A 19,582-nucleotide genomic window follows, 5' to 3' on the forward strand; every position below is an offset into this window, starting at 1 on the left:
TCGCGCCGGAAACGGATCGCTGCCGCGCCCCCTCCCCCTCCCCCTCCCCCTCCCCCTTCCCTTCCCTTCCCCGCCGCCGCCCTCCAAGGACTCCGCCAATGACTTCGCTCGCCCGCACCCTGCTCGGCGTCTCGCTGCTGCTGACCGCGCTATCCGCGGCAACGCTGCAAGCGCAGGATGGCCGCCTGCGCGAACGGCTGCGCGCGCGGCTGGCGCAGTCGGCCGCCGCGCCGCGCGCGCCGCTGCCCGAGGGAGCGCGCGTGCTGCGCGATGTCGCCTACGGCGCCGATCCGGCGCAACGCTTCGATGTCTACCTGCCCGCCAATGCGCGCAACGCGCCGCTGATCGTGATGGTGCACGGCGGCGGCTGGGCCAACGGCGACAAGGACAATCCCGGGGTCGCCGCCAACAAGGTCGCGCACTGGCTGCCGCAGGGCTACGCGCTGGTGTCGGTGAACTATCGCCTGCTGCCGCAGGCCACGCCGCTGCAGCAGGCCGGCGATGTCGCCCTAGCGGTGGCCAAGGTGCAGGCGCTGGCCGCTGGCTGGGGCGCCGATGGAGCACGGATGGTGTTGATGGGGCACTCGGCCGGCGCGCACCTGGTGGCGCTGCTGGACCTGTCGCCGACGCTGCTGGCGCAGGCCGGCGCGCACGCGCCGCTGGCTACCGTGGCGCTGGACAGCGCCGCGATGGACGTGGAGCAGGTGATGCAGGCGCGGCACCTGCCGCTGTACGACCGCGCCTTCGGCAGCCAGCGCAGCGACTGGATCGCCGCCTCGCCGTATCACCAGATGGGCACCGCCGCGCCGCCGCTGCTGGCGGTGTGCTCCAGCCGCCGCGCCGATGCCTGCGCGCAGGCCCGGCACCTGGCCGACAAGGCGGCGGCGCGGCGGATCCGCGTCGAGGTGCTGCCGCAGGACCGCAGCCACGCCGAGATCAACCACGACCTGGGCCTGCCCTCGGCCTATACCGACGCGGTGGACGCGTTCCTGCGTAGGTTGCGCTGAGCGCTTGCGGGCGCGGATCGCCTGCGCCTGGCTTCAACCCGCCGGCCAGCGCTGCAACAACAGCGGCAAGGCCACTGCCGCGCTATCGCGCCAGTGCAGGTCGGCGCGTGCGGACAGCGCGCTAGGCTCGGGGTTGATCTCGACCACGTAGGCGCCGCGCTCCTTGGCGCGCAGCGGCAGCCCGGCCGCCGGATAGACCAGGCCGGAGCTGCCGATCACCAGCACCAGGTCGGCCGCATCGGCGGCGCTCTCGGCGCGCGCCCAGTCGGCGGCCGGCAGCGCCTCGCCGAACCACACCACGCCCGGACGCACCGCGCCGCCGCAGGCCGCGCACACCGGCGGGGTCAGACGCTGTGTCGGGGCCTGCACGTCGATCGGCGGCAGCAGGCCGTGCCAGGCCTGGCCGCAGTCGCCGCAGCGCAACGCCGACAGGCGCCCATGCACATGTGCGGCGACCTCGCTGCCGGCACGCTGGTGCAGGTCGTCCACGTTCTGGGTCGCCAGGGTGGTGCTCTTCCGTGCGGCCAGGCGCACCAGCGCGTGGTGTCCGGCATGCGGCTGCGCCTGGGCGACGATCGCCATGCGCCAGCGATACCAGCCCCAGACCAGCGCCGGGTCCGCCCGCCACGCTTCCTCGGTGGCCAGCTGCTGCGGATCGAAGCGCGCCCACAGGCTGTCGTCCTGGCCACGGAAGGTCGGCACGCCGCTTTCGGCGGACATGCCCGCACCGGTGAGGACCAGCAGGCGGCGCGCGCCCTGGATGAAGGCGGCAACGGTATCGGCGTTGTAGGCGGAGCTGAGCATGGCGCACACAAAGGTGATGGTCTTCGCACTATTGCATTGACCCAGTTCCACCTCAATCTGCAGCACAGCAATGCCGCCGCGGCTGTGGATGCGACACAAGTTTCGAGACGAAGGCGATGCGATCGCTGTCGCCATGACATACGACCCGCTGCCGTCGGTGCGGTCGTGTCGTCATCGTAATTGCGTGAGGCGTTGCTGTGGTTGCTGCTGTGGTTGTTGCTGTTGCTGTGGCTTTTGACCTACCGGTTCCCTTCCGAAGCGGCGGCCATGCCGGGGAAAAACCCCGAAGGGGCGGCGCACAAGGATGTGCGCCGTTCGCGGCAGGGGCAGGATGCCCCTTCCGCGAATCCCCGGTATGGACGCGGACCCGGAGCGCGCAGCGCGGAGGGCGCTAGGCAGGGCGCGCTTTCTTTTGGTTACTTTTCTTTGCGCGAGCAAAGAAAAGTGACTCGCCGCAAGGCGAAAGCCTTTGCCTTTGCCTTGGTTCTGGCATTGAGATTTTGAAGCTTGAAGCTTTGAAGCAAGAGCAAGAGCTTCCGCTGGCGCGGGTCACTTTTCTTTGCTTGTGCAAAGAAAAGTAACCAAAAGAAAGCACACCCCGCAGCGCGCCCTCCGCGCTGCGCGCTCCGGGTCCGCAGCCCCGACGGGCATTTTTCGATGGCACATCCATGTGCCAACGAAAAACGTCGCGCATCCTGCGCGCCGCCCTTCGGGTATTCGCCCGCCGGGTCTGCCGCGCTGAGGGGACCCGGTAGATCAAAAGCAAAGCAAAAGCGACAGCAACAGCAGAAGCGGAAGCGGAAGCAGAAACAACAGCCGAGCTGATAGACACGATCGATGGAACGGCCAGTGACCGCCGCGCATGCAACGCGGAGCTATCGCGCTCGCTCAGTTACGGAGTACTCCGAATCGGATCAGTTTCCGGCTCGTTCAACACCGCCGACAGCCCCAGTCCCAGCATCCCACCGCGTCTGCACCGCATCTCGCTGCTGTCACCACATAGCCGCGCGCTCGCGTGGCACGGATGGCCCTGCTGTTCGAATTGTTCGCGGATCGGCGTCTTGAAAGCCGTTTCGTTCTCGGCCGACCAACTGCCGGCCTTGCTCTCGATGCCGTCGCGGCGCGTACGGCATGGTGGCTCGGACCACTGCCGTATGGCAGACAGCAAAAAACCCCGCCGCGCAGTCGCGCGACGGGGTCTTCGGACCAGCCGCATCGATCAGTCGAGGACGACCAGATTCACGTCGATGTTGCCGCGGGTCGCGTTGGAGTACGGGCAGACCTGGTGCGCCTTGTCGACCAGCGCCTGCAGCTCCTCGCGCGGCATGCCCGGCACCGCGATGCGCAGTTCCACCGCGATGCCGAAGCCGCCCGGGATCTGGCCGATGCCGACGCTGCCTTCGATGCTGACCTCGCCCGGCAGCTTCTGCTTGTCCTGCGCCGCCACCGCCTTCATCGCGCCGATGAAGCAGGCCGAATAGCCGGCCGCGAACAGCTGCTCCGGATTGGTGCCGTCGCCGCCGGCGCCGCCCAACTCGCGCGGGGTGGACAGCTTCACGTCCAGCGCCTTGTCGGAAGACACGGCGCGGCCTTCGCGGCCGCCGGTCGCGGTGGCGTGGGCGGTGTAGAGGATCTTTTCGGGTGAGGCCATGGTGATTGCTCCTGGTGAGGCGCGTCGCGCCGGTTGATTGACAGCTATTTAATAGCACACTACTTAATTAACGGAACGTCATGGGCCCGTGTCGGCTCCGTGGCAACGGCGTCAGCCGCCGCCCAGGTTGCCGCGCAAGGTTTCCAGTTGCTGCTTGAGCTGGCGCAGGTCCTGCAGCGAGCACGCCGCCGCGCAGAACACCTGCTCGGGGACCGCGCCGGCCTTGTTGCGCAAGGCGCGGCCAGCCGCGGTCAGGCGCACCACGACCTGGCGTTCGTCGTCGGCCGAGCGTTCGCGCGTGACCAGGCCGCCGGCCTGCAGGCGCTTCAACAGCGGCGTCAGCGTGGCCGAATCCAGGAACAGCCGCTCGCCGATCGCCCCGACCGTGCGCGCGTCTTCTTCCCACAGCACCAGCATCACCAGGTACTGCGGATAGGTCAGGTCCAGCGCCTTCAGCAGACCGCGATAGAGCTTGTGCATCGCCAGGTTGGCCGAGTACAGCGCGAAGCACAGTTGCTGATCCAACTGCAGCGCCGCGTCGCGGCTGGGGATCTCGGCAGGGGTGCGCTTCTTCGGCATGGGCGCAATTTACATAGCGCGCTATTTAATTGCAAGCACTTTTTCAATCGGACAGGTCGGACATGCGCCGTTTGGTTCGTTGCGGCTGTCGGCCCAGGCAGGAATGCGACGTCTGCCGGCCGCATTGCTTCGTTCGTCGCGGCTGAAGCCGCTCCTACAGAAGCCGCGGCAGACTCACCGGGTGCACTGTAGGAGCGGCTTCAGCCGCGACGAACGCAAGCGGCAAGCGTTCCGTGTGCGCCACAGTTTCGCGGCCGAGGACCCGCGTCAACGTACGTGGGTTTCCAGGAGAAGGCCTGGCGAGAAAACGGCATGCCGCTCTCTCGCCGAGGCCATCGCCTCGCCCCCTCAGGCGCGGTGCGCGGTGGCCAGGTACTCGGCGCTCTGCATCTCGATCAGGCGCGAGGCGGTGCGCTCGAACGCGCCGGCCAGGCGCTCGCCGCTGTACAGCTGCGGCGGCGGATCCTGCGCGGTGCAGACCAGGTTGACCTGGCGGTCGTACAGTTCGTCGATCAGGTTGACGAACCGCCGCGCCGCGTCTTCGTTCATGCGGTCGAAGTGCGGGATGCCGCCGAGCAGCACGGTGTTGAACTCGCGCGCGATCTCGATGTAGTCGGCCGGCCCGCGCGGGCCTTCGCACAGCGCGGCGAAATCGAACCAGGCGATGCTCTTGCCGCGGCCGCGCACCGGGATCTTGCGCGCCTCGATGACGATGTTGCCGCTGCGCGCGGCTTCGTTGCCGCTGAGCTCGCCCCAGCGCCCGTCCAGCCACGCGTCGGACTGCGCGTCCAGCGGCGCGCGGTACACCGGCGAGCGGGTCAGCGCGCGCATGCGGTAGTCCTCGGTGCCCTCGGCGTACAGCTCCACGCAGTACTTCTGCAGCAGCGCGATCGCCGGCAGGAAGCTCTCGCGCTGCAGGCCGTTGAGGTACAGGTTCTGCGGCGCGGTGTTGGAAGTGGTGACCAGGGTCACGCCCTCGGCGAACAGGCGCTCCAGCAACCGCGCCAGCAGCATCGCATCGCCGATGTCGGTGACGAAGAATTCGTCCAGCACCAGCACGCGCAATTGCGTGCGCCATTCCTGCGCGATCTTGGCCAGCGGATCGCTCTGCCCGGCGTGCTCGCGCAGGCGCTCGTGCACGCCGCGCATGAAACGGTGGAAGTGGGTGCGGTACTTCTGCTCGATCGGCAGGCCGTCGTAGAACAGATCGACCAGGAAGGTCTTGCCGCGGCCCACGCCGCCCCAGAAATACAGGCCGCGCACCGGCTCGGGCTTTTTCCAGAACGCGGCCAGGCGATCCAGCCAGCCGTCCTGATCGCTGTCCACGATCGCGGCGTGGATGCGGTCCAGTTCGGCCAGCGCGGCGTGCTGCGCCGGATCGTCGCGCCAGTCGCCCCGCGCCACGCCGGCGGCGTAGCGTTGCGAAGGCGTGTCTGCGGCGCTCATCGGCGCGCGCCCGCGCAGCGCCCTGCCTGCGGCCATGCGGCCGCCTGTCGACGCACCGCGCTCACGCCTGGTGCGCCGGCAGCCATGCCTTGACCCCGTGCTGCAAGGCGCCGCGCAGGTCGATCAGCTTGCGGTGGAAGAAATGGCTGGTATCGGGCATGCGCACCAGCTCGGGCTGCTGCTCCAGCGTCTCCAGCCAGTCGTACACGGCCTGCGGATCGACGATCTCGTCGGCGTCGCCCTGGATCACCAGCCACTGCGGCGGCGGTTCCACACCGGCGAAATCCCAGCGCCCGGCCGGCGGCGCGATCGACACCAGCGCCTGCGGCTGCAGCGCGGCGCTGGCGCGCAGCGACACGTAGGCGCCGAAGCTGAAGCCGGCCAGCCACAGCGCATCGTGCGGGCGCTGCGCGCGCACCCAGGCGGCCACCGCGGCCAGGTCCTGCTGCTCGCCGTCGCCGTGGTCGAAACTGCCGGCGGAGGCGCCGACACTGCGGAAGTTGAAACGCACCACGTGCACGCCGAGTTCGCGCAGCGCGCGCGCGACCATCGTCACCACCTTGTTGTGCATGGTGCCGCCCTCGGTGGACAGCGGGTGGCAGACGATCGCGGTGACCGGCAAGGCGGCCACCGCGGCATCGGGCAGGTCGACCGCGGCCTCGAGCGGGCCGGCGGGGCCGTCCAGCGTCAAGGCGCCGGATTCGGTAGGGAAAGCGGGAGAGGTCATGCGCTCATAATACCGGGGCTGGGTGCAGGCCACATGCCGGCCACGCGCACGCAGCGTTCTCTCCCCCGACCGGATCCCTGTGCGTGGCGTTCGTTCTCCTGAGTGTGATGTGCAGCGTACTGGTCTCGGCGCTGCTGAAGCTGGCGCCGCGGCGGCGTATCGACCTGGCCCAGGCCGTGACCTGGAACTATCTGGCGGCGGCGCTGCTGTGCGCGGCGGTGCTGCAACCGCCGCTGGCCACCCTGCGCAGCGCGCAGGCGCCATGGGCGGCGCTGCTCGGCCTGTCGGTGCTATTGCCAGCGCTGTTCCTGGTGCTGGGCCGCGCGGTGGCGCTGGCCGGCATCGTGCGCACCGACGCGGCGCAGCGGCTGTCGCTGCTGCTGTCGCTGGCGGCCGCGTTCGCGCTGTTCGGCGAGCGCGCCAACGGCTACAAGCTGGCCGGGCTGACGCTGGGCCTGCTGGCCATCGCCGGCATCGTGCACCGGCCCGCAGCGGCACCGGCCGGCACCGCGCGCGCCGCGCCGTGGCTGCTGCTGGTGTGGGCCGGCTTCGCCCTGATCGACGTGTCGCTCAAGCGCATCGCCCAGGCCGGCACACCGTTCGCCGCCTCGCTGCTGGTCGCCTTCGCGATCGCCTTCGTGCTGCTGCTGGGGGTGCAGCTGTGGCGGCACCTGCGCGGCAGCGCGCCGCTGGCCTGGCGCAACCTCGGCGCCGGCCTGCTGCTGGGCGCGCTCAACTTCGGCAACATCGCGCTCTACGTGCGCGCGCACCAGGCGCTGCCGGACAGCCCGGCGGTGGTGTTCGCGGCGATGAACCTGGGCGTGATCGTGCTGGGCGCACTGCTCGGCGTGCTGGCCTTCGGCGAGAAGACCAGCGCCTGGAACCGCGCGGGACTGGGGCTGGCGTTGCTGGCGATCGTGCTGATCGCGGTGGGTGCGCGCGGTTAGTGGTGGTGCGTGCGCCATGGGTTCTGTCGCGGCTGAAGCCGCTCCTACAGTGCGCCCCTGAGGCAACCGGATCCGTGTAGGAGCGACTTCAGCCGCGACGAACGAAGCGCGGAGGCGTCCCTGTGCAGATGGCTTGTGGCCAATGAACAGGCCAGCGCACCAGAAACACGGGCCTTCCCTGCAGCCTCAGCGCCGCCACACCGGGAACGGATCGGCCAGCGCCTGCCAGGCCAGCGGCCCGCGCCGCAGTTCGGCGGCGTCGAGCAGGCAGGCGTCGAGTTCGGCGCGCACCCGCGCCTCGTCCAGATCGACGCCGATCACCGCCAGCTCCTGGCGGCGGTCGCCCCACAGCGGGTGCCACAGCGCGCGCAGCGCCGCGTATTCGCGCGCATCGCCCACTTCCTCGGCGCGCGGCGGCGGCGCGCTCCAGCACGCGCTGTGCTGCCGCTGCCAGCCCAGCTCGGTGTAGGGCAACGGCTGCGGCGGCAATGGCAGCGGCGCATCCAGCAAGCCCTGTTCGACGCGTTCGCGCGCGGCGTACCAGAAGCCGGCGGCCTGGGTCTGGGTGGCCGCGCCGGCAATGGACAGCTCGCCGACCCAGTCCATGCGGCTGGCCAGCCAGAAGAACCCCTTGCTGCGGACCACGTCGCGCAGGCCGCGCTGCGCCAGCCGCGCGAAACGCAAGGGATGGAACGGACGCTGTGCGCGGTAGACGAAGCTGCCGATGCCGAACTGCTCGGTCTCCGGCGCGTGGTCGCCGCGCAGCGCCTGCATCCAGCCCGGCGCCAGCTGCGCGCGCACGAAGTCGAAACGGCCGGTGTCCAGCACCAGGTCCAGTGGCACGTCGCCGTGGCTGGCTTCGACGATGCGCGCGTCGCGATTGAGCGCGCGCAGCACCGCGCGGGTACGCGCCACCGTGTCCGCGGTGGCCAGGTCGCATTTGCCGATCACGATCACGTCGGCGAATTCGATCTGCTCCACCAGCAGGTTGACCAGGCCGCGATCGTCGTCGGCGCCGGCCTGCAGGCCGCGCTCGGCCAGCCGTTCGGCCGAGCCGAAATCGCGCAGGAAGCTCACTCCGTCGACCACGGTGAGCATGGTGTCCAGCCGCGCCACGTCGGCCAGGCTGCGGCCGTGTTCGTCGCGCACCGCGAACGTGGCGGCGACCGGCATCGGCTCGGAGATGCCGGTGGATTCGATCAGCAGGTAGTCGTAGCGCCCGCTGTCGGCCAGGCGCTGCACCTCCTGGCGCAGGTCCTCGCGCAGCGTGCAGCAGATGCAGCCGTTGCTGAACTCGACCAGGGTCTCTTCGGTGCGGCTGAGCGCGGCGCCGCCGTCGCGGATCAGCGCCGCATCGATGTTGATCTCGCTCATGTCGTTGACGATCACCGCCACGCGGCGGCCGTCGCGGTTGCGCAGCACGCGGTTGAGCAAGGTGGTCTTGCCGGCGCCGAGGAAGCCGGACAGGACGGTGACGGGGAGGCGGCGGTCGAGCACGGCGGACGTTGGCATGGCGGCTTGGACGTGGCGGGAGAAATGTTACTATATAACACTTCAATGCCGGAATCGCCGCCCATGAAATCCCTGCCCCAGCCGTTCTTCGATGCCTCAGCCGTGCTCCTGTCCGGGCTGTGCCTGCTGCATTGCCTGGCGCTGCCGCTGCTGGCCGCGGCCCTGCCGCTGTTCGGCGTGTGGGCGCAGGCCGAATGGGTGCATGGGCTGTTCGTGGCGATCGCGCTGCCGCTGGCCGGGCTGGCGCTGTGGCGCGCACAGCGGCAGCGGCCGTTGCCGTGGTTGCTATGGACGATGGCCGTGCTGGGCCTGTGCGGCCTGCTGGCCGGCGCGATCGGGTTCCCCAGCGCACAGGCCGAAACCCCGGTCACCGTGGCCGGCAGCCTGCTGCTGGCGAGCGCGCACGTGTGGAACTGGCGGCGCAGCAGGCACTGTTAGTAGCAGGGATTGGAGATTCGGGATTCGGGATTGGCAAAAGCGGGATTCGCGGCCTGCGGCCCGCCCCATCCCAATCCCAATTCCAATCCCAACTGTTCAACTGCCGAACAGCTGGTCATTCCACGCTCTTTTCCGAAACGCAGACCTCAAAACCGACCGACCGCAACCCTGCGCTTCAACGAATCCCCAATCCCGAATCCCCGCTTTTCCACAGCCGAACGGCTGGTCATCCCGGCTCTCAAAGCTCAAAGCCCAGCAGTAGCGGGTCGTGATCCGAGCTGCGCCACGGACCCGGCAGGTTGCGCTCGCGATAGCCGTCGGCGTCGGGCGAGTCGGCATTGATGTGCCATTCGGCGGCACCGCGCAGCAGCGGTGCCAGCGCCGGACTCAGCAGGGCGTGGTCCAGGCGGCCGCTCAGGCCCCTGTAGATGAAGCTGTAGGGCTGTTCGACGTGCGCCTGCGCCAGCGCATCGCGCCAGCCGGCGTCGCGCAGCAGGCGCAGCGGGTCTTCCATCGCATAGGCGTTGAAGTCGCCGAGCAGCACGCTGACGGTGCTGCCGCTGCCGGTCGGGTCGCTGCGCAGCCAGGCATCCAGGCGCCGCGCCGAGTCGGTGCGGGTGGCGTTCCAGCAGCCCTGGCCGTCGCCGCGGTCGGCATCGTCGCCGGCCGCGTCGCCGCAGCCCTTGGACTTGAAGTGGTTGGCGACGACCACGAACGGCTGCCCGGTGCCGCGCCGGAACGCCTGCGCCAGCGGCACCCGGCTGTGCGCGGCGAACGGGCCGCCTTCCAGCACCGCCGGCTTGCCGACCGGGCTGACCCGCGAGGCGCGGTAGATCAGGCCGACCCGGATCGGGTTGTCGCCCGGGCCGCGCCCGGCATCGACGAAGCGCCAGTCGCCGCCATCGCCGGCATTGAGCGCGGCGACCAACGTGGCGATCGCCGAGGTCGGCCCGTAGCCGTCGTTTTCCAGCTCCATCAGCGCGGCGACATCGGCCTGCAGCGGACGGATGGTGGCGACCAGCTTGGCCAGCTGCGCCTGGAATTCGGCCGCGTTGCGCGCCCCGCGCAGGGTGGGGAAACCGCCGCCGCGGCCGTCGCCGTTGAAGAAGTTCTCCAGGTTGAACGCGGCCACGCGCAGCGTGCCGGCGACCTGCGGCGGCGCCGGTGCCGGCGGCGGGGCCAGCTGCAACGGCGCGGTCGGATACAGCCGCGCCGCACCCTCGACCACGCCGCCGACGATGCCTTCCACGCCCTGCAGCGTGGTGCCGGCGCGCGGCGCCGCGGCGGCTTCGCCGGTGCCCAGATAAGCGGGCAGGCTGTCGGGCGCATGCGTGCCGGCTTCGTCCAGCAGCAGCAGGCGCCGCGCATTGTCGGCGTTCGTCGCGGCCAGTTCGGCGCTGCCCGGCGCGGCGATTTCGGAGGGTTGCCACAGGCGTCCGCCGAAAGCGACGCCGAGTTCGCCGGCCTTGGCCAGCGCATCGGTATCGACCACGGTCAGCGGCGCATCGATGCGCACGCGCATGCCGGCCAGCGCCGACCAGTCGGCCGGTACGGCGTCGAGTACCTGCAGCGGCAGCGGCTGCGCGCGCGCCAGCACGGTGTGCCCGGCGGCGCGTACGCTGCGCCCGGCGAACGGCGTGCCGGCGGACGCCAGGCTGGCCGCGCGCCGCGGCGCCAGTTCGCCCCAGACCCGCACCCGGTCGCCCGGCACCAGTGAGGCGTCGGCATCGCCTTGCACCAGCAGCGCGTCGGCGGTGAGCGGATCGCCATCGCCGGCGTCCTGCACCAGATAGCCGTCGCCGCCGGCCTGCACGCGCGCGGTGACCACGCCTTCGAACACCACGCCCTGCGCGCTGTCGGCCGGCCGCAGCTGCCCGATCGGCACCATCTGCGGCGGCGTCAACGCATGCGCGGCGGGTGCGCCGGCAACCAGCAGCAACGACAACAGCGGGGGCAACAGGCGCATGCGATCACTCTCCTTAGCTCGCCGGCATGGGGCCGGCATCGAATACGAACGCGCCGCCCGGAGGCGGCGCTGGAAAAACCCGCAGGAAGCGCAGGTTACTTCAGGTTGGACAGCATCCAATCGACCGTGGCGTGGATCTGCGCTTCGCTGAGCGCCGGGTTGCCACCCTTGGGCGGCATGATCCCGCCATCGGGGCCGGTGTAGCCCTCGATCGCGTGCTTGTACAGCGTGTCCTTGCCCTGCGCGATGCGCGCATCCCAGTGCGAATGGTCCAGGGTCGGCGCCTTGCCGACGCCGGTGGTGTGGCAGGCGGTGCACAGGTTGTCGAAGATCACCTTGCCGTCGGTGGTGCCGCCGTAGGCGACCTGCGCCGACGCCTTGGCCAGCGCCGCCGCCTGCGCGGCGGCCTGCGCCGCTGCGCCGGTGCTGCCGGCATACACCGCGCCCGCCGGGGCGATGCGTTCCTCGGTGCGCTTGAGCGCCACCGGCGATACCTCCGGCGGGATCGCCCGCTGCAAATAGGCCGCGAACGCGATCAGCCCGAGGGTGATGACGACCAACAGGCCGATCACCATCGAGAACCGCTTGAGAAATTCGAGGTCGTAATTCCGCACATCACACCCCTTTGGCACGTGGTGACCGGACCACCGCTACGCGGCCGAGTATAGCCAGCGTTTGCCGCGCACGGCAGTCCGGCGACGCAGCGAATCGCAGACGATGCGTGCTGCATCGCAGCAGTTTTGCCGCGCGCCGGGGCACGGCTTCGGCATGAAGGCTGTCTTGGCGCATCGTCGCTCGCACGACATGGCGGCCGGAGCACTGCGCCACCACCTGCCCTCTCGCGCTGTCGGTTCGCCGCCGGAACCGCACTGCGCAGATGTCGGAAACGGCCTGGATAAAACCCGCCTATTGCGCCTGCGCGCTGCCGACCGCGCGCAGACAGAACCCGCACACCGCCTCGACCAGACGCTCGCTGTCGCGCGGTCCGTCGCGGCTGGGCGCGGTCGGCCCGACCAGGGCTTCGGTGTAGGCGCCGACCAGGCAGGCCGCGGCCGCATCCAGGTCCTGCGCCGGGAATTCGCCCGCGGCCACGCCCTCGGCGAGGATGCCCTTGAACAGGTCGCCGAACAGGCGCCGGCAGCGGATGCGCTCGGCATCCACCTCCGGCTCGACCGGCTCGGCGATGAAGGCGTAGGCCAGTCCCGGTCCGGCCAGCGCGCGGCGCACGAACGAGGCGATCGCCGCGCGCAGGCGCTGCGTCGCCGGCGCCGGTTCGGCGGCGATGCCGTGCAGGATCGCCAGTTCGTGGTCCACCGCCGCGGTCAGCACTTCCACGAACAGCTCGGCCTTGGACGGGAAGTGGCGGTAGATCAGCCCGGTGGACACCCCGGCCTCGGCCGCCACCGCGGTCACCGGCGCGCCGCGGAAGCCGCCGGCGGCGACCAGCCGCCGCGCCGCCAGCAGGATCCGCTGGCGGTTGCCGGCGAGGCGTTCTTCCATCAGGGCGGAGCGTTTGTAGGCCATGGGGTGATTCTAGGTTCAATTAATGAATTATTGTTCACTTCTTCGCCGTTCCCGGCTACGCTGGCGTCCATTCCCCGGCGCCGCCTGGATTCTAGGCGCCCCATTCGCCGCACGCCTGCTTCCGGAGCCGCCCGCCATGCTGATGCCGTCGTTGAATTTCGAACTGGGCGAGGACATCGACCTGCTGCGCGACACGGTGGCCGCCTTCGCCGCGCGCGAGATCGCGCCGCTGGCCGAGCAGGCCGACCGCGACAACGCGTTCCCGGCGCCGCTGTGGCGCAAGCTCGGCGAGCAGGGCCTGCTCGGGTTGACCGTGGAGGAGGAGTACGGCGGCAGCGCGATGGGCTACCTGGCGCATGTGGTGGCGATGGAGGAGATCTCGCGCGCCTCCGGCGCGATCGGCCTGTCCTACGGCGCGCATTCGAACCTGTGCGTGAACCAGCTGCGCAAGAACGGCAGCGCCGCGCAAAAGGCGCGCTACCTGCCCCGGCTGTGCAGCGGCGAACACGTCGGCGCGCTGGCGATGAGCGAGCCGGGCGCCGGTTCGGACGTGGTCTCGATGAAGCTGCGCGCCGAGCTGCACGGCGACCGCTACGTGCTCAACGGCAACAAGATGTGGATCACCAACGGCCCCGATGCCGACGTGCTGGTGGTCTACGCCAAGACCGACCCGGCCGGCGGCGCGCGCGGCATCACCGCGTTCCTGGTCGAGAAGGGCATGCCCGGCTTCAGCACCGCGCAGAAGCTGGACAAGCTCGGCATGCGCGGCTCCAACACCTGCGAACTGGTGTTCCAGGACTGCGAGGTGCCGGCGGAGAACGTGCTGGGCAGCGTCGGCGGCGGGGTGCGCGTGCTGATGTCGGGCCTGGACTACGAGCGGCTGGTGCTGTCCGGCGGCCCGCTGGGGCTGATGGCCGCAGCGATGGACGTGGTGATGCCGTACGTGCACGAGCGCCGCCAGTTCGGCGAGGCGATCGGCAGCTTCCAGCTGATGCAGGGCAAGCTGGCCGACATGTACGTGGGCCTCAATGCCTGCCGCGCCTACGTATATGCGGTGGCGCGCGCCTGCGACGCCGGCCGCACCACCCGCCAGGACGCCGCCGGCGCCATCCTGTACGCGGCCGAGAAGGCGACCTGGCTCACCGGCCAGGCGATCCAGGTGCTCGGCGGCAACGGCTACATCAACGACTACCCGACCGGGCGCCTGTGGCGCGACGCCAAGCTGTACGAGATCGGCGCCGGCACCTCGGAAATCCGCCGCATGCTGATCGGCCGCGAGCTGTTCGAGCGGACCAAGTGATGCGATGCGCTTCGTGTAGGAGCGGCTCTACGTGGCCTCGGGCCATCAGCCGCGACACGTTCCCGGCAAAGCGTCGCGGCTGAAGCCGCTCCTGCACGGACTCCCTTTTCCTCTTTTTCGATGGCCCTGCCATGAGCGTGATCCAGACCCAACTGCAACCCGGCAGCGACGCCTTCGCCGCCAACGCCGCGGCGCTGCGCGCGGTGGTCGACGACCTGCAGCAGACCCAGGCGCGCATCGCCCAGGGCGGCAGCGACGCGGCGCGCGCCAAGCACCAGGCGCGCGGCAAGCTGCTGGCGCGCGAGCGCATCGACGCGCTGCTCGACCCGGGCAGCGCGTTCCTGGAAATCGCCCCGCTCGCCGCGTTGGGCCTGTACGCCGACGAGGTCCCGTGCGCCGGCGTGGTCGCCGGCATCGGCCGCGTGTCCGGGGTGGAATGCGTGATCGTCGCCAACGACGCCACGGTCAAGGGCGGCACCTACTACCCGATGACGGTGAAGAAGCATCTGCGCGCGCAGGAGATTGCGCAGCAGAACCGGCTGCCGTGCATCTACCTGGTCGATTCCGGCGGCGCGTTCCTGCCGCTGCAGGACGAGGTGTTCCCCGACCGCGACCATTTCGGCCGGATCTTCTACAACCAGGCCAACCTGTCGGCGCAGGGCATCGCCCAGATCGCCTGCGTGATGGGCTCGTGCACCGCCGGCGGCGCCTACGTGCCGGCGATGAGCGACGAGACGGTGATCGTGCGCGAGCAGGGCACCATCTTCCTCGGCGGCCCGCCGCTGGTGAAGGCGGCCACCGGCGAGGAGGTCAGCGCCGAGGAACTGGGCGGCGCCGACGTGCACACGCGCATCTCCGGCGTGGCCGACCATTTCGCCGACAACGACCTGCAGGCGCTGGCGCGGGTGCGCGCGATCGTGGCCCAGCTCAACTGGCGCAAGCCCGAGCCGGCGCTGGCGTTGCGCGCGCCGGAGCCGCCGCTGTATCCGGCCGAGGAACTGTACGGGGTGATCCCGGCCGACCCGCGCAAGCCGTTCGACGTGCGCGAGGTGATCGCGCGGGTGGTCGACGGTTCGCGCCTGGACGAGTTCAAGGCGCGCTACGGTACCACCCTGGTCACCGGCTTCGCGCACCTGCACGGCTATCCGGTCGGCATCGTCGCCAACAACGGCATCCTGTTCTCCGAGTCGGCGCTGAAAGGCGCGCACTTCATCGAACTGTGCGCGCAGCGCGGCATCCCGCTGGTGTTCCTGCAGAACATCACCGGCTTCATGGTCGGGCGCAAGTACGAACACGGCGGCATCGCCAAGGACGGGGCCAAGCTGGTGATGGCGGTGGCCTGCGCAAAGGTGCCCAAGTTCACGGTGGTGATCGGCGGTTCGTTCGGCGCCGGCAACTACGGCATGTGCGGCCGCGCGTATTCGCCGAATTTCCTGTGGATGTGGCCGAACGCGCGGATCGGGGTGATGGGCGGGGAACAGGCGGCGAGCGTGCTGGCGACGGTGCGCCGCGACGGCATCGAGGCCAAGGGCGGCGCCTGGTCGGTGGAGGACGAGACGGCGTTCAAGACGCCGATCCGCGAGCAGTTCGAACGCCAGGGCCATCCGTACTACGCGAGTGCGCGGTTGTGGGACGACGGGATCATCGATCCGGCGCAGACGCGGCGGGTGTTGGGGCTAGGGCTGTCGGCGGCGTTGAACGCGCCAGCGGAGCCGACCCGGTTCGGGGTGTTCCGGATGTGAGCGGGCGCGACCGCCCTGCTTTGCACGCATCGCGGTCGGTCGTCCCACCGACCGTGGCCGACAGCTCCGCTGTTGCTGTTGCCTCTGCTGTTGCCTCTGCTGTTGCCTCTGCTGTTGCCTCTGCTGTTGCCTCTGCTGTTGCCTCTGCTGTTGCCTCTGCTGTTGCCTCTGCTGTTGCTTCCGCTTTTGCTTTTGCTGTTGCCGTTGCTGTTGCTTCTGCCGTTGCTTCTGTTGCTGTCGCTTTTGCTTTGCTTTTGATCTACGGGGTCCCCTCAGCGCGGCAGCCCCAGCGGGCGAATACCCGAAGGGCGGCGCGCAGGATGCGCGACGTTTTTCGTTGGCACATGGATGTGCCATCGAAAAATGCCCGTTGGGGCTGCGGACCCGGAGCGCGCAGCGCGGAGGGCGCGCTGCGGGGTGTGCTTTCTTTTGGTTACTTTTCTTTGCACAAGCAAAGAAAAGTGACCCGCGCCAGCGGAAGCTCTTGCTCTTGCTTCAAAGCTTCAATCTCCAAAGCTTCAAAATCTCAATGCCAGAACCAAGGCAAAGGCAAAGGCAAAGGCTTTCGCCTTGCGGCGAGTCACTTTTCTTTGCTCGCGCAAAGAAAAGTAACCAAAAGAAAGCGCGCCCTGCCTAGCGCCCTCCGCGCTGCGCGCTCCGGGTCCGCGTCCATACCGGGGATTCGCGGAAGGGGCATCCTGCCCCTGCCGCGAACGGCGCACATCCTTGTGCGCCGCCCCTTCGGGGTTTTTCCCCGCCATGGCCGCCGCTTCGGAAGGGAACCCGGTAAGTCAAAAGCAATGGCAACGGCAACAGCAACAGCAACAGCAACAGCAACAGCAAGACACGACACCCCTTTTCCAGGCAACTGACCATGGCCACGCCCGACCTGCCGATGTTCGACAAGATCCTGATCGCCAACCGCGGCGAGATCGCCTGCCGGGTGATCGCCACCTGCCGCACACTCGGTATCGCCAGCGTCGCCGTCTACTCCGATGCCGACCGCGACGCCCGCCACGTGCGCCTGGCCGACGAGGCGATCCACATCGGCGCCGCGCCCGCACGCGACAGCTACCTGCGCGGCGAACGCATCCTCGACGCAGCCCTGGCCAGCGGCGCCCAGGCGATCCACCCCGGCTACGGCTTCCTCTCGGAGAACGCCGACTTCGCCGAGGCCTGCGCCGCACGCGGCATCGTGTTCATCGGGCCGCCGCCGGCGGCGATCCGCGCCATGGGCGACAAGAGCGCGGCCAAGGCGCTGATGCACGCCGCCGGCGTGCCGCTGACCCCGGGCTACCACGGCGACCGCCAGGAGCCGGAGTTCCTGCGCGAACAGGCCGACGCCATCGGTTATCCGGTGCTGATCAAGGCCAGCGCCGGCGGCGGCGGCAAGGGCATGCGCCGGGTCGACCGCAGCGAGGACTTCGTCGCCGCCCTGGCCGCCTGCCAGCGCGAAGCCCAGGCCGCGTTCGGCAACGCGCATGTCCTGGTGGAGAAATACGTGCTGCGTCCGCGGCATATCGAGATCCAGGTGTTCGGCGACACGCATGGCGAACTGGCCTACCTGTTCGAACGCGATTGCTCGGTGCAGCGCCGCCACCAGAAGGTGCTGGAGGAAGCGCCGGCGCCGGGCATGCGCGGCGAACGCCGTGCCGCGATGGGCCAGGCGGCGGTGGAGGCCGCACGCGCGGTCGGCTATGTCGGCGCCGGCACGGTGGAGTTCATCGTCGCGCCCGACGGCGCGTTCTACTTCATGGAAATGAACACACGGCTGCAGGTGGAACATCCGGTCACCGAGTGCATCACCGGCACCGACCTGGTGGAGTGGCAGCTGCGCGTGGCCGCCGGCCAGCCGCTGCCCAAGCGCCAGCACGAACTGGCGATCCGCGGCCATGCGCTGGAGGCGCGGCTGTATGCCGAGGATCCGGCGCGCGGCTTCCTGCCCTCGACCGGCACGCTGCAGCATCTGCGCCTGCCGGCGGCCGACGCACATACCCGCGTCGATGCCGGCGTCGAACAGGGCGACGTCATCGGCCCGCACTACGACCCGATGATCGCCAAGCTGATCGTCTGGGACGAGACCCGCGAACGCGCGCTGCGGCGCATGCAGGCGGCGCTGGCGGCGTGCCAGGTGGTCGGCGTGGCCACCAATGCCGCGTTCCTGCAGCGCCTGATCGGCACCACGGCGTTCGCACAGGCCGATCTGGATACCGCACTGATCGAGCGCGAGCATGCGGCGCTGTTCGACACCGCGCCGGCCACCGCCGAGCCAACCTGGACCCTGGCCGCGCTGGCCTGGCTGCTGCACGCGCGCGCCGACGCCGCGCAGCCGGGCGACCCGCATTCGCCCTGGGACCTGCGCGACGGCTGGCGCCTGGGCGAACCCGCGCCGCGCAACCTGATCCTGCAGCAGGGCGAGACGCGCCGCACGCTGCGCGCAGCGGCGACCGACGCCGGTTGGCGCATCCACGACAGCGCCACCGATGCCGTGCTCCTCGCCGCCGGCAGCCTGCAGGAGCAACGCCTGCAGGCACAGCTCGATGGACAGCGCGTGCGCGCCGACGCGGTGTTCGCCGGTAGCCGCCTGCATCTGTTCGTGGCTGGCCAGGCGCACCTGTTCGACCTGCACGACCCGGTCGCCGAGGCCGACCAGCCGATCGCCGATGCCGGCGGGCTGATCGCGCCGATGCCCGGCCGCGTCGTCGCGCTGCTGGTCGCGCCCGGCACCCGCGTGGCCCGCGGCACGCCGCTGCTGGTGCTGGAGGCGATGAAGATGGAGCACACCCTGCAGGCCCCTGCCGATGGCGTGGTGCACGGCTACCGCGTGCGCGAAGGCGAGCTGGTCGGCGACGGCGTGGCGCTGCTGGAGTTCGAGGCGGACTGAGCACGGGCCCGCGCGCCGGGCATCGCGCACGCCCGCAAAATCCGCCACCAATTGCGGCGCGCCATCGAGCGCGCACGATCGCGCTCGGTTGCGATCGTGCGCGACCGGCCGCAGCGAGCGCACTTCGGCAGCCGCGCACGGTCGCCATGCCGGCGCCGACGCGTCACACTCGGCGCACGCCCTCAGCCAAGCCCGCCGCCATGAAGCTCACCGCCCACGTTCTCGACGGCCACACCCTCGACGTGCGCCCGGCGCCGCGCGAGCGGCCGTGGATGGACCGCACCGACCAGCGCTACGCCTACCGCTGCCTGCCGCTGGACATCGCCAACGCGCACGGCTGGGAACTGCTGTGCCAGAGCGGGTTCGAGGCCGAATGGAACGGCGGCAACGCGCTCGACGCCATCCGCCTCCACCCCGACGCCGGCAGCCACGCGCCGGCGGTCAGCCATTTCGGCTACGGCGTGCTCACCTTCCACGTGCCCTGCCTGTTCCGCACCGAGCCGGGCATGGACCTGTACGTGACCGCGCCGGTCAACCGGCCCAAGGACGGCATCGCCGGGTTGACCGGCCTGATCGAGACCGACTGGAGTCCCTACACCTTCACCATGAACTGGCAGTTCACCCGCCCCGGACGCGTGCGCTTCGACGCCGGCGAACCGTTCTGCCACTTCTTCCCGGTGCAGCGGCGGGTGCTGGCCGAGACCGAACCGCGCTGGCAGCCGCTGTCGCAGACCCCGGAACTGGAGCGCGACTATCAGGCCTGGATGCGCAGCCGCGGCCAGTTCCTGCACGACCTAAAGCAAGACGATCCAGAGGCCAAACGCGCAGGCTGGCAGCGCAGCTATTTCCGCGGACCGGCGCCGCGGCAGTGCCCGGCGGGCGTCGAGCATCGGGTCAAGTTGCGGCTGGCGCCGTTCACCCGTGCGCAGCACGAGGATCCACAGCCGGGCCAGCCAGCACCGGAATGACGCCGCGCACCAAGCGGCTCTCCGGAAACCTCCAGCGGCGCGGCGATCCGTGCAGAGGCCGCGCCTGGATGCGCAGCCTGGACCGGC

19 protein-coding genes and 1 pseudogene are annotated in these 19,582 nt (G+C 70.1%); 9 read left to right on the forward strand and 11 right to left on the reverse strand.

Annotated features, from left to right (window positions below; genetic code table 11):
* Positions 1–98: 98 nt before the first annotated feature.
* Entirely contained in the window at positions 99–1,007 is a 909-nt protein-coding gene (locus tag AB8810_RS22580; protein ID WP_191827026.1) for an alpha/beta hydrolase, read from the forward strand.
* Positions 1,008–1,040: 33 nt separating this feature from the next.
* Here AB8810_RS22580 and AB8810_RS22585 read toward each other — a convergent pair whose 3' ends face one another.
* On the reverse strand, positions 1,041–1,811 hold the full coding sequence (locus tag AB8810_RS22585; protein WP_191827027.1) for an NAD-dependent deacylase: 771 nt from the start codon (positions 1,809–1,811) through the stop codon (positions 1,041–1,043).
* Positions 1,812–2,012: 201 nt separating this feature from the next.
* Here AB8810_RS22585 and AB8810_RS22590 point away from each other — a divergent pair, with 201 nt between their 5' ends.
* Positions 2,013–2,315 (forward strand): hypothetical protein, encoded by a 303-nt coding sequence (locus AB8810_RS22590; protein WP_372530403.1) that lies wholly within the window; start codon positions 2,013–2,015, stop codon positions 2,313–2,315.
* Positions 2,316–2,703: 388 nt separating this feature from the next.
* Here the strand turns inward: AB8810_RS22590 and AB8810_RS22595 are convergent.
* From AB8810_RS22595 to AB8810_RS22615, 5 genes and pseudogenes are all read right to left on the reverse strand, one after another.
* Positions 2,704–2,934, reverse strand: a pseudogene (locus AB8810_RS22595) (methylcrotonoyl-CoA carboxylase); the annotation flags it as partial.
* Between the two features lie 96 nt (positions 2,935–3,030).
* On the reverse strand, positions 3,031–3,462 hold the full coding sequence (locus AB8810_RS22600; RefSeq protein WP_145703847.1) for an organic hydroperoxide resistance protein: 432 nt from the start codon (positions 3,460–3,462) through the stop codon (positions 3,031–3,033).
* Positions 3,463–3,573: 111 nt separating this feature from the next.
* Entirely contained in the window at positions 3,574–4,041 is a 468-nt protein-coding gene (locus AB8810_RS22605; protein WP_191827034.1) for a MarR family winged helix-turn-helix transcriptional regulator, read from the reverse strand.
* 348 nt (positions 4,042–4,389) lie between these two features.
* Positions 4,390–5,487 (reverse strand): cell division protein ZapE, encoded by a 1,098-nt coding sequence (gene zapE, locus AB8810_RS22610; protein WP_369914965.1) that lies wholly within the window; start codon positions 5,485–5,487, stop codon positions 4,390–4,392.
* A 61-nt stretch (positions 5,488–5,548) separates the two neighbouring features.
* Positions 5,549–6,214 (reverse strand): alpha/beta hydrolase, encoded by a 666-nt coding sequence (locus AB8810_RS22615; RefSeq protein ID WP_191827035.1) that lies wholly within the window; start codon positions 6,212–6,214, stop codon positions 5,549–5,551.
* 83 nt (positions 6,215–6,297) lie between these two features.
* Between AB8810_RS22615 and AB8810_RS22620 the strand changes: the two genes are divergently transcribed.
* A complete protein-coding gene (locus AB8810_RS22620) occupies positions 6,298–7,161 on the forward strand; it encodes an EamA/RhaT family transporter (protein WP_369914966.1) in 864 nt (287 codons plus the stop codon).
* A 186-nt stretch (positions 7,162–7,347) separates the two neighbouring features.
* Here the strand turns inward: AB8810_RS22620 and AB8810_RS22625 are convergent, their stop codons facing one another.
* Positions 7,348–8,673 (reverse strand): GTP-binding protein, encoded by a 1,326-nt coding sequence (locus AB8810_RS22625; RefSeq protein ID WP_369914968.1) that lies wholly within the window; start codon positions 8,671–8,673, stop codon positions 7,348–7,350.
* 63 nt (positions 8,674–8,736) lie between these two features.
* Between AB8810_RS22625 and AB8810_RS22630 the strand changes: the two genes are divergently transcribed.
* Positions 8,737–9,111 carry a MerC domain-containing protein gene (locus tag AB8810_RS22630; RefSeq protein ID WP_369914969.1) on the forward strand — a complete coding sequence of 125 codons (375 nt, stop codon included), beginning with the start codon at positions 8,737–8,739 and terminating at the stop codon, positions 9,109–9,111.
* Positions 9,112–9,349: 238 nt separating this feature from the next.
* Here AB8810_RS22630 and AB8810_RS22635 read toward each other — a convergent pair whose 3' ends face one another.
* The 3 genes from AB8810_RS22635 to AB8810_RS22645 all read right to left on the reverse strand — a co-directional run bounded on the left by AB8810_RS22635 (position 9,350) and on the right by AB8810_RS22645 (position 12,601).
* Positions 9,350–11,077: an ExeM/NucH family extracellular endonuclease gene (locus tag AB8810_RS22635; RefSeq protein WP_369914970.1), complete on the reverse strand. Its 1,728-nt coding sequence runs from the start codon at positions 11,075–11,077 to the stop codon at positions 9,350–9,352.
* Positions 11,078–11,172: 95 nt separating this feature from the next.
* Positions 11,173–11,691: a cytochrome c5 family protein gene (locus AB8810_RS22640; RefSeq protein ID WP_179569768.1), complete on the reverse strand. Its 519-nt coding sequence runs from the start codon at positions 11,689–11,691 to the stop codon at positions 11,173–11,175.
* A gap of 292 nt (positions 11,692–11,983) precedes the next feature.
* Positions 11,984–12,601 carry a TetR/AcrR family transcriptional regulator gene (locus AB8810_RS22645; protein WP_206229497.1) on the reverse strand — a complete coding sequence of 206 codons (618 nt, stop codon included), beginning with the start codon at positions 12,599–12,601 and terminating at the stop codon, positions 11,984–11,986.
* 136 nt (positions 12,602–12,737) lie between these two features.
* Between AB8810_RS22645 and AB8810_RS22650 the strand changes: the two genes are divergently transcribed.
* The 3 genes from AB8810_RS22650 to AB8810_RS22660 all read left to right on the forward strand — a co-directional run bounded on the left by AB8810_RS22650 (position 12,738) and on the right by AB8810_RS22660 (position 15,901).
* Complete coding sequence (locus AB8810_RS22650) at positions 12,738–13,901, forward strand: isovaleryl-CoA dehydrogenase (RefSeq protein WP_369914971.1); 1,164 nt, start codon at positions 12,738–12,740, stop codon at positions 13,899–13,901.
* A 131-nt stretch (positions 13,902–14,032) separates the two neighbouring features.
* Positions 14,033–15,643, forward strand: coding sequence for a carboxyl transferase domain-containing protein (locus AB8810_RS22655; protein ID WP_369914972.1), 1,611 nt, complete (start codon positions 14,033–14,035; stop codon positions 15,641–15,643).
* Positions 15,644–15,715: 72 nt separating this feature from the next.
* Positions 15,716–15,901 (forward strand): hypothetical protein, encoded by a 186-nt coding sequence (locus AB8810_RS22660; RefSeq protein ID WP_369914973.1) that lies wholly within the window; start codon positions 15,716–15,718, stop codon positions 15,899–15,901.
* A 260-nt stretch (positions 15,902–16,161) separates the two neighbouring features.
* Here AB8810_RS22660 and AB8810_RS22665 read toward each other — a convergent pair whose 3' ends face one another.
* Positions 16,162–16,404, reverse strand: coding sequence for a hypothetical protein (locus tag AB8810_RS22665; RefSeq protein WP_369914974.1), 243 nt, complete (start codon positions 16,402–16,404; stop codon positions 16,162–16,164).
* 113 nt (positions 16,405–16,517) lie between these two features.
* On the opposite strand from AB8810_RS22665, the gene AB8810_RS22670 reads away from it, so the two are divergent.
* Together AB8810_RS22670 and AB8810_RS22675 are read left to right on the forward strand one after the other, a co-directional pair.
* Positions 16,518–18,527: an acetyl-CoA carboxylase biotin carboxylase subunit gene (locus AB8810_RS22670; protein WP_369914975.1), complete on the forward strand. Its 2,010-nt coding sequence runs from the start codon at positions 16,518–16,520 to the stop codon at positions 18,525–18,527.
* A gap of 200 nt (positions 18,528–18,727) precedes the next feature.
* Positions 18,728–19,495, forward strand: coding sequence for a DUF6065 family protein (locus AB8810_RS22675; RefSeq protein WP_369914976.1), 768 nt, complete (start codon positions 18,728–18,730; stop codon positions 19,493–19,495).
* Positions 19,496–19,582: the final 87 nt, after the last annotated feature.

Source organism: Xanthomonas sp. NCPPB 3005 (assembly GCF_041228095.2).
GTDB lineage: Bacteria > Pseudomonadota > Gammaproteobacteria > Xanthomonadales > Xanthomonadaceae > Xanthomonas_A > Xanthomonas_A bonasiae.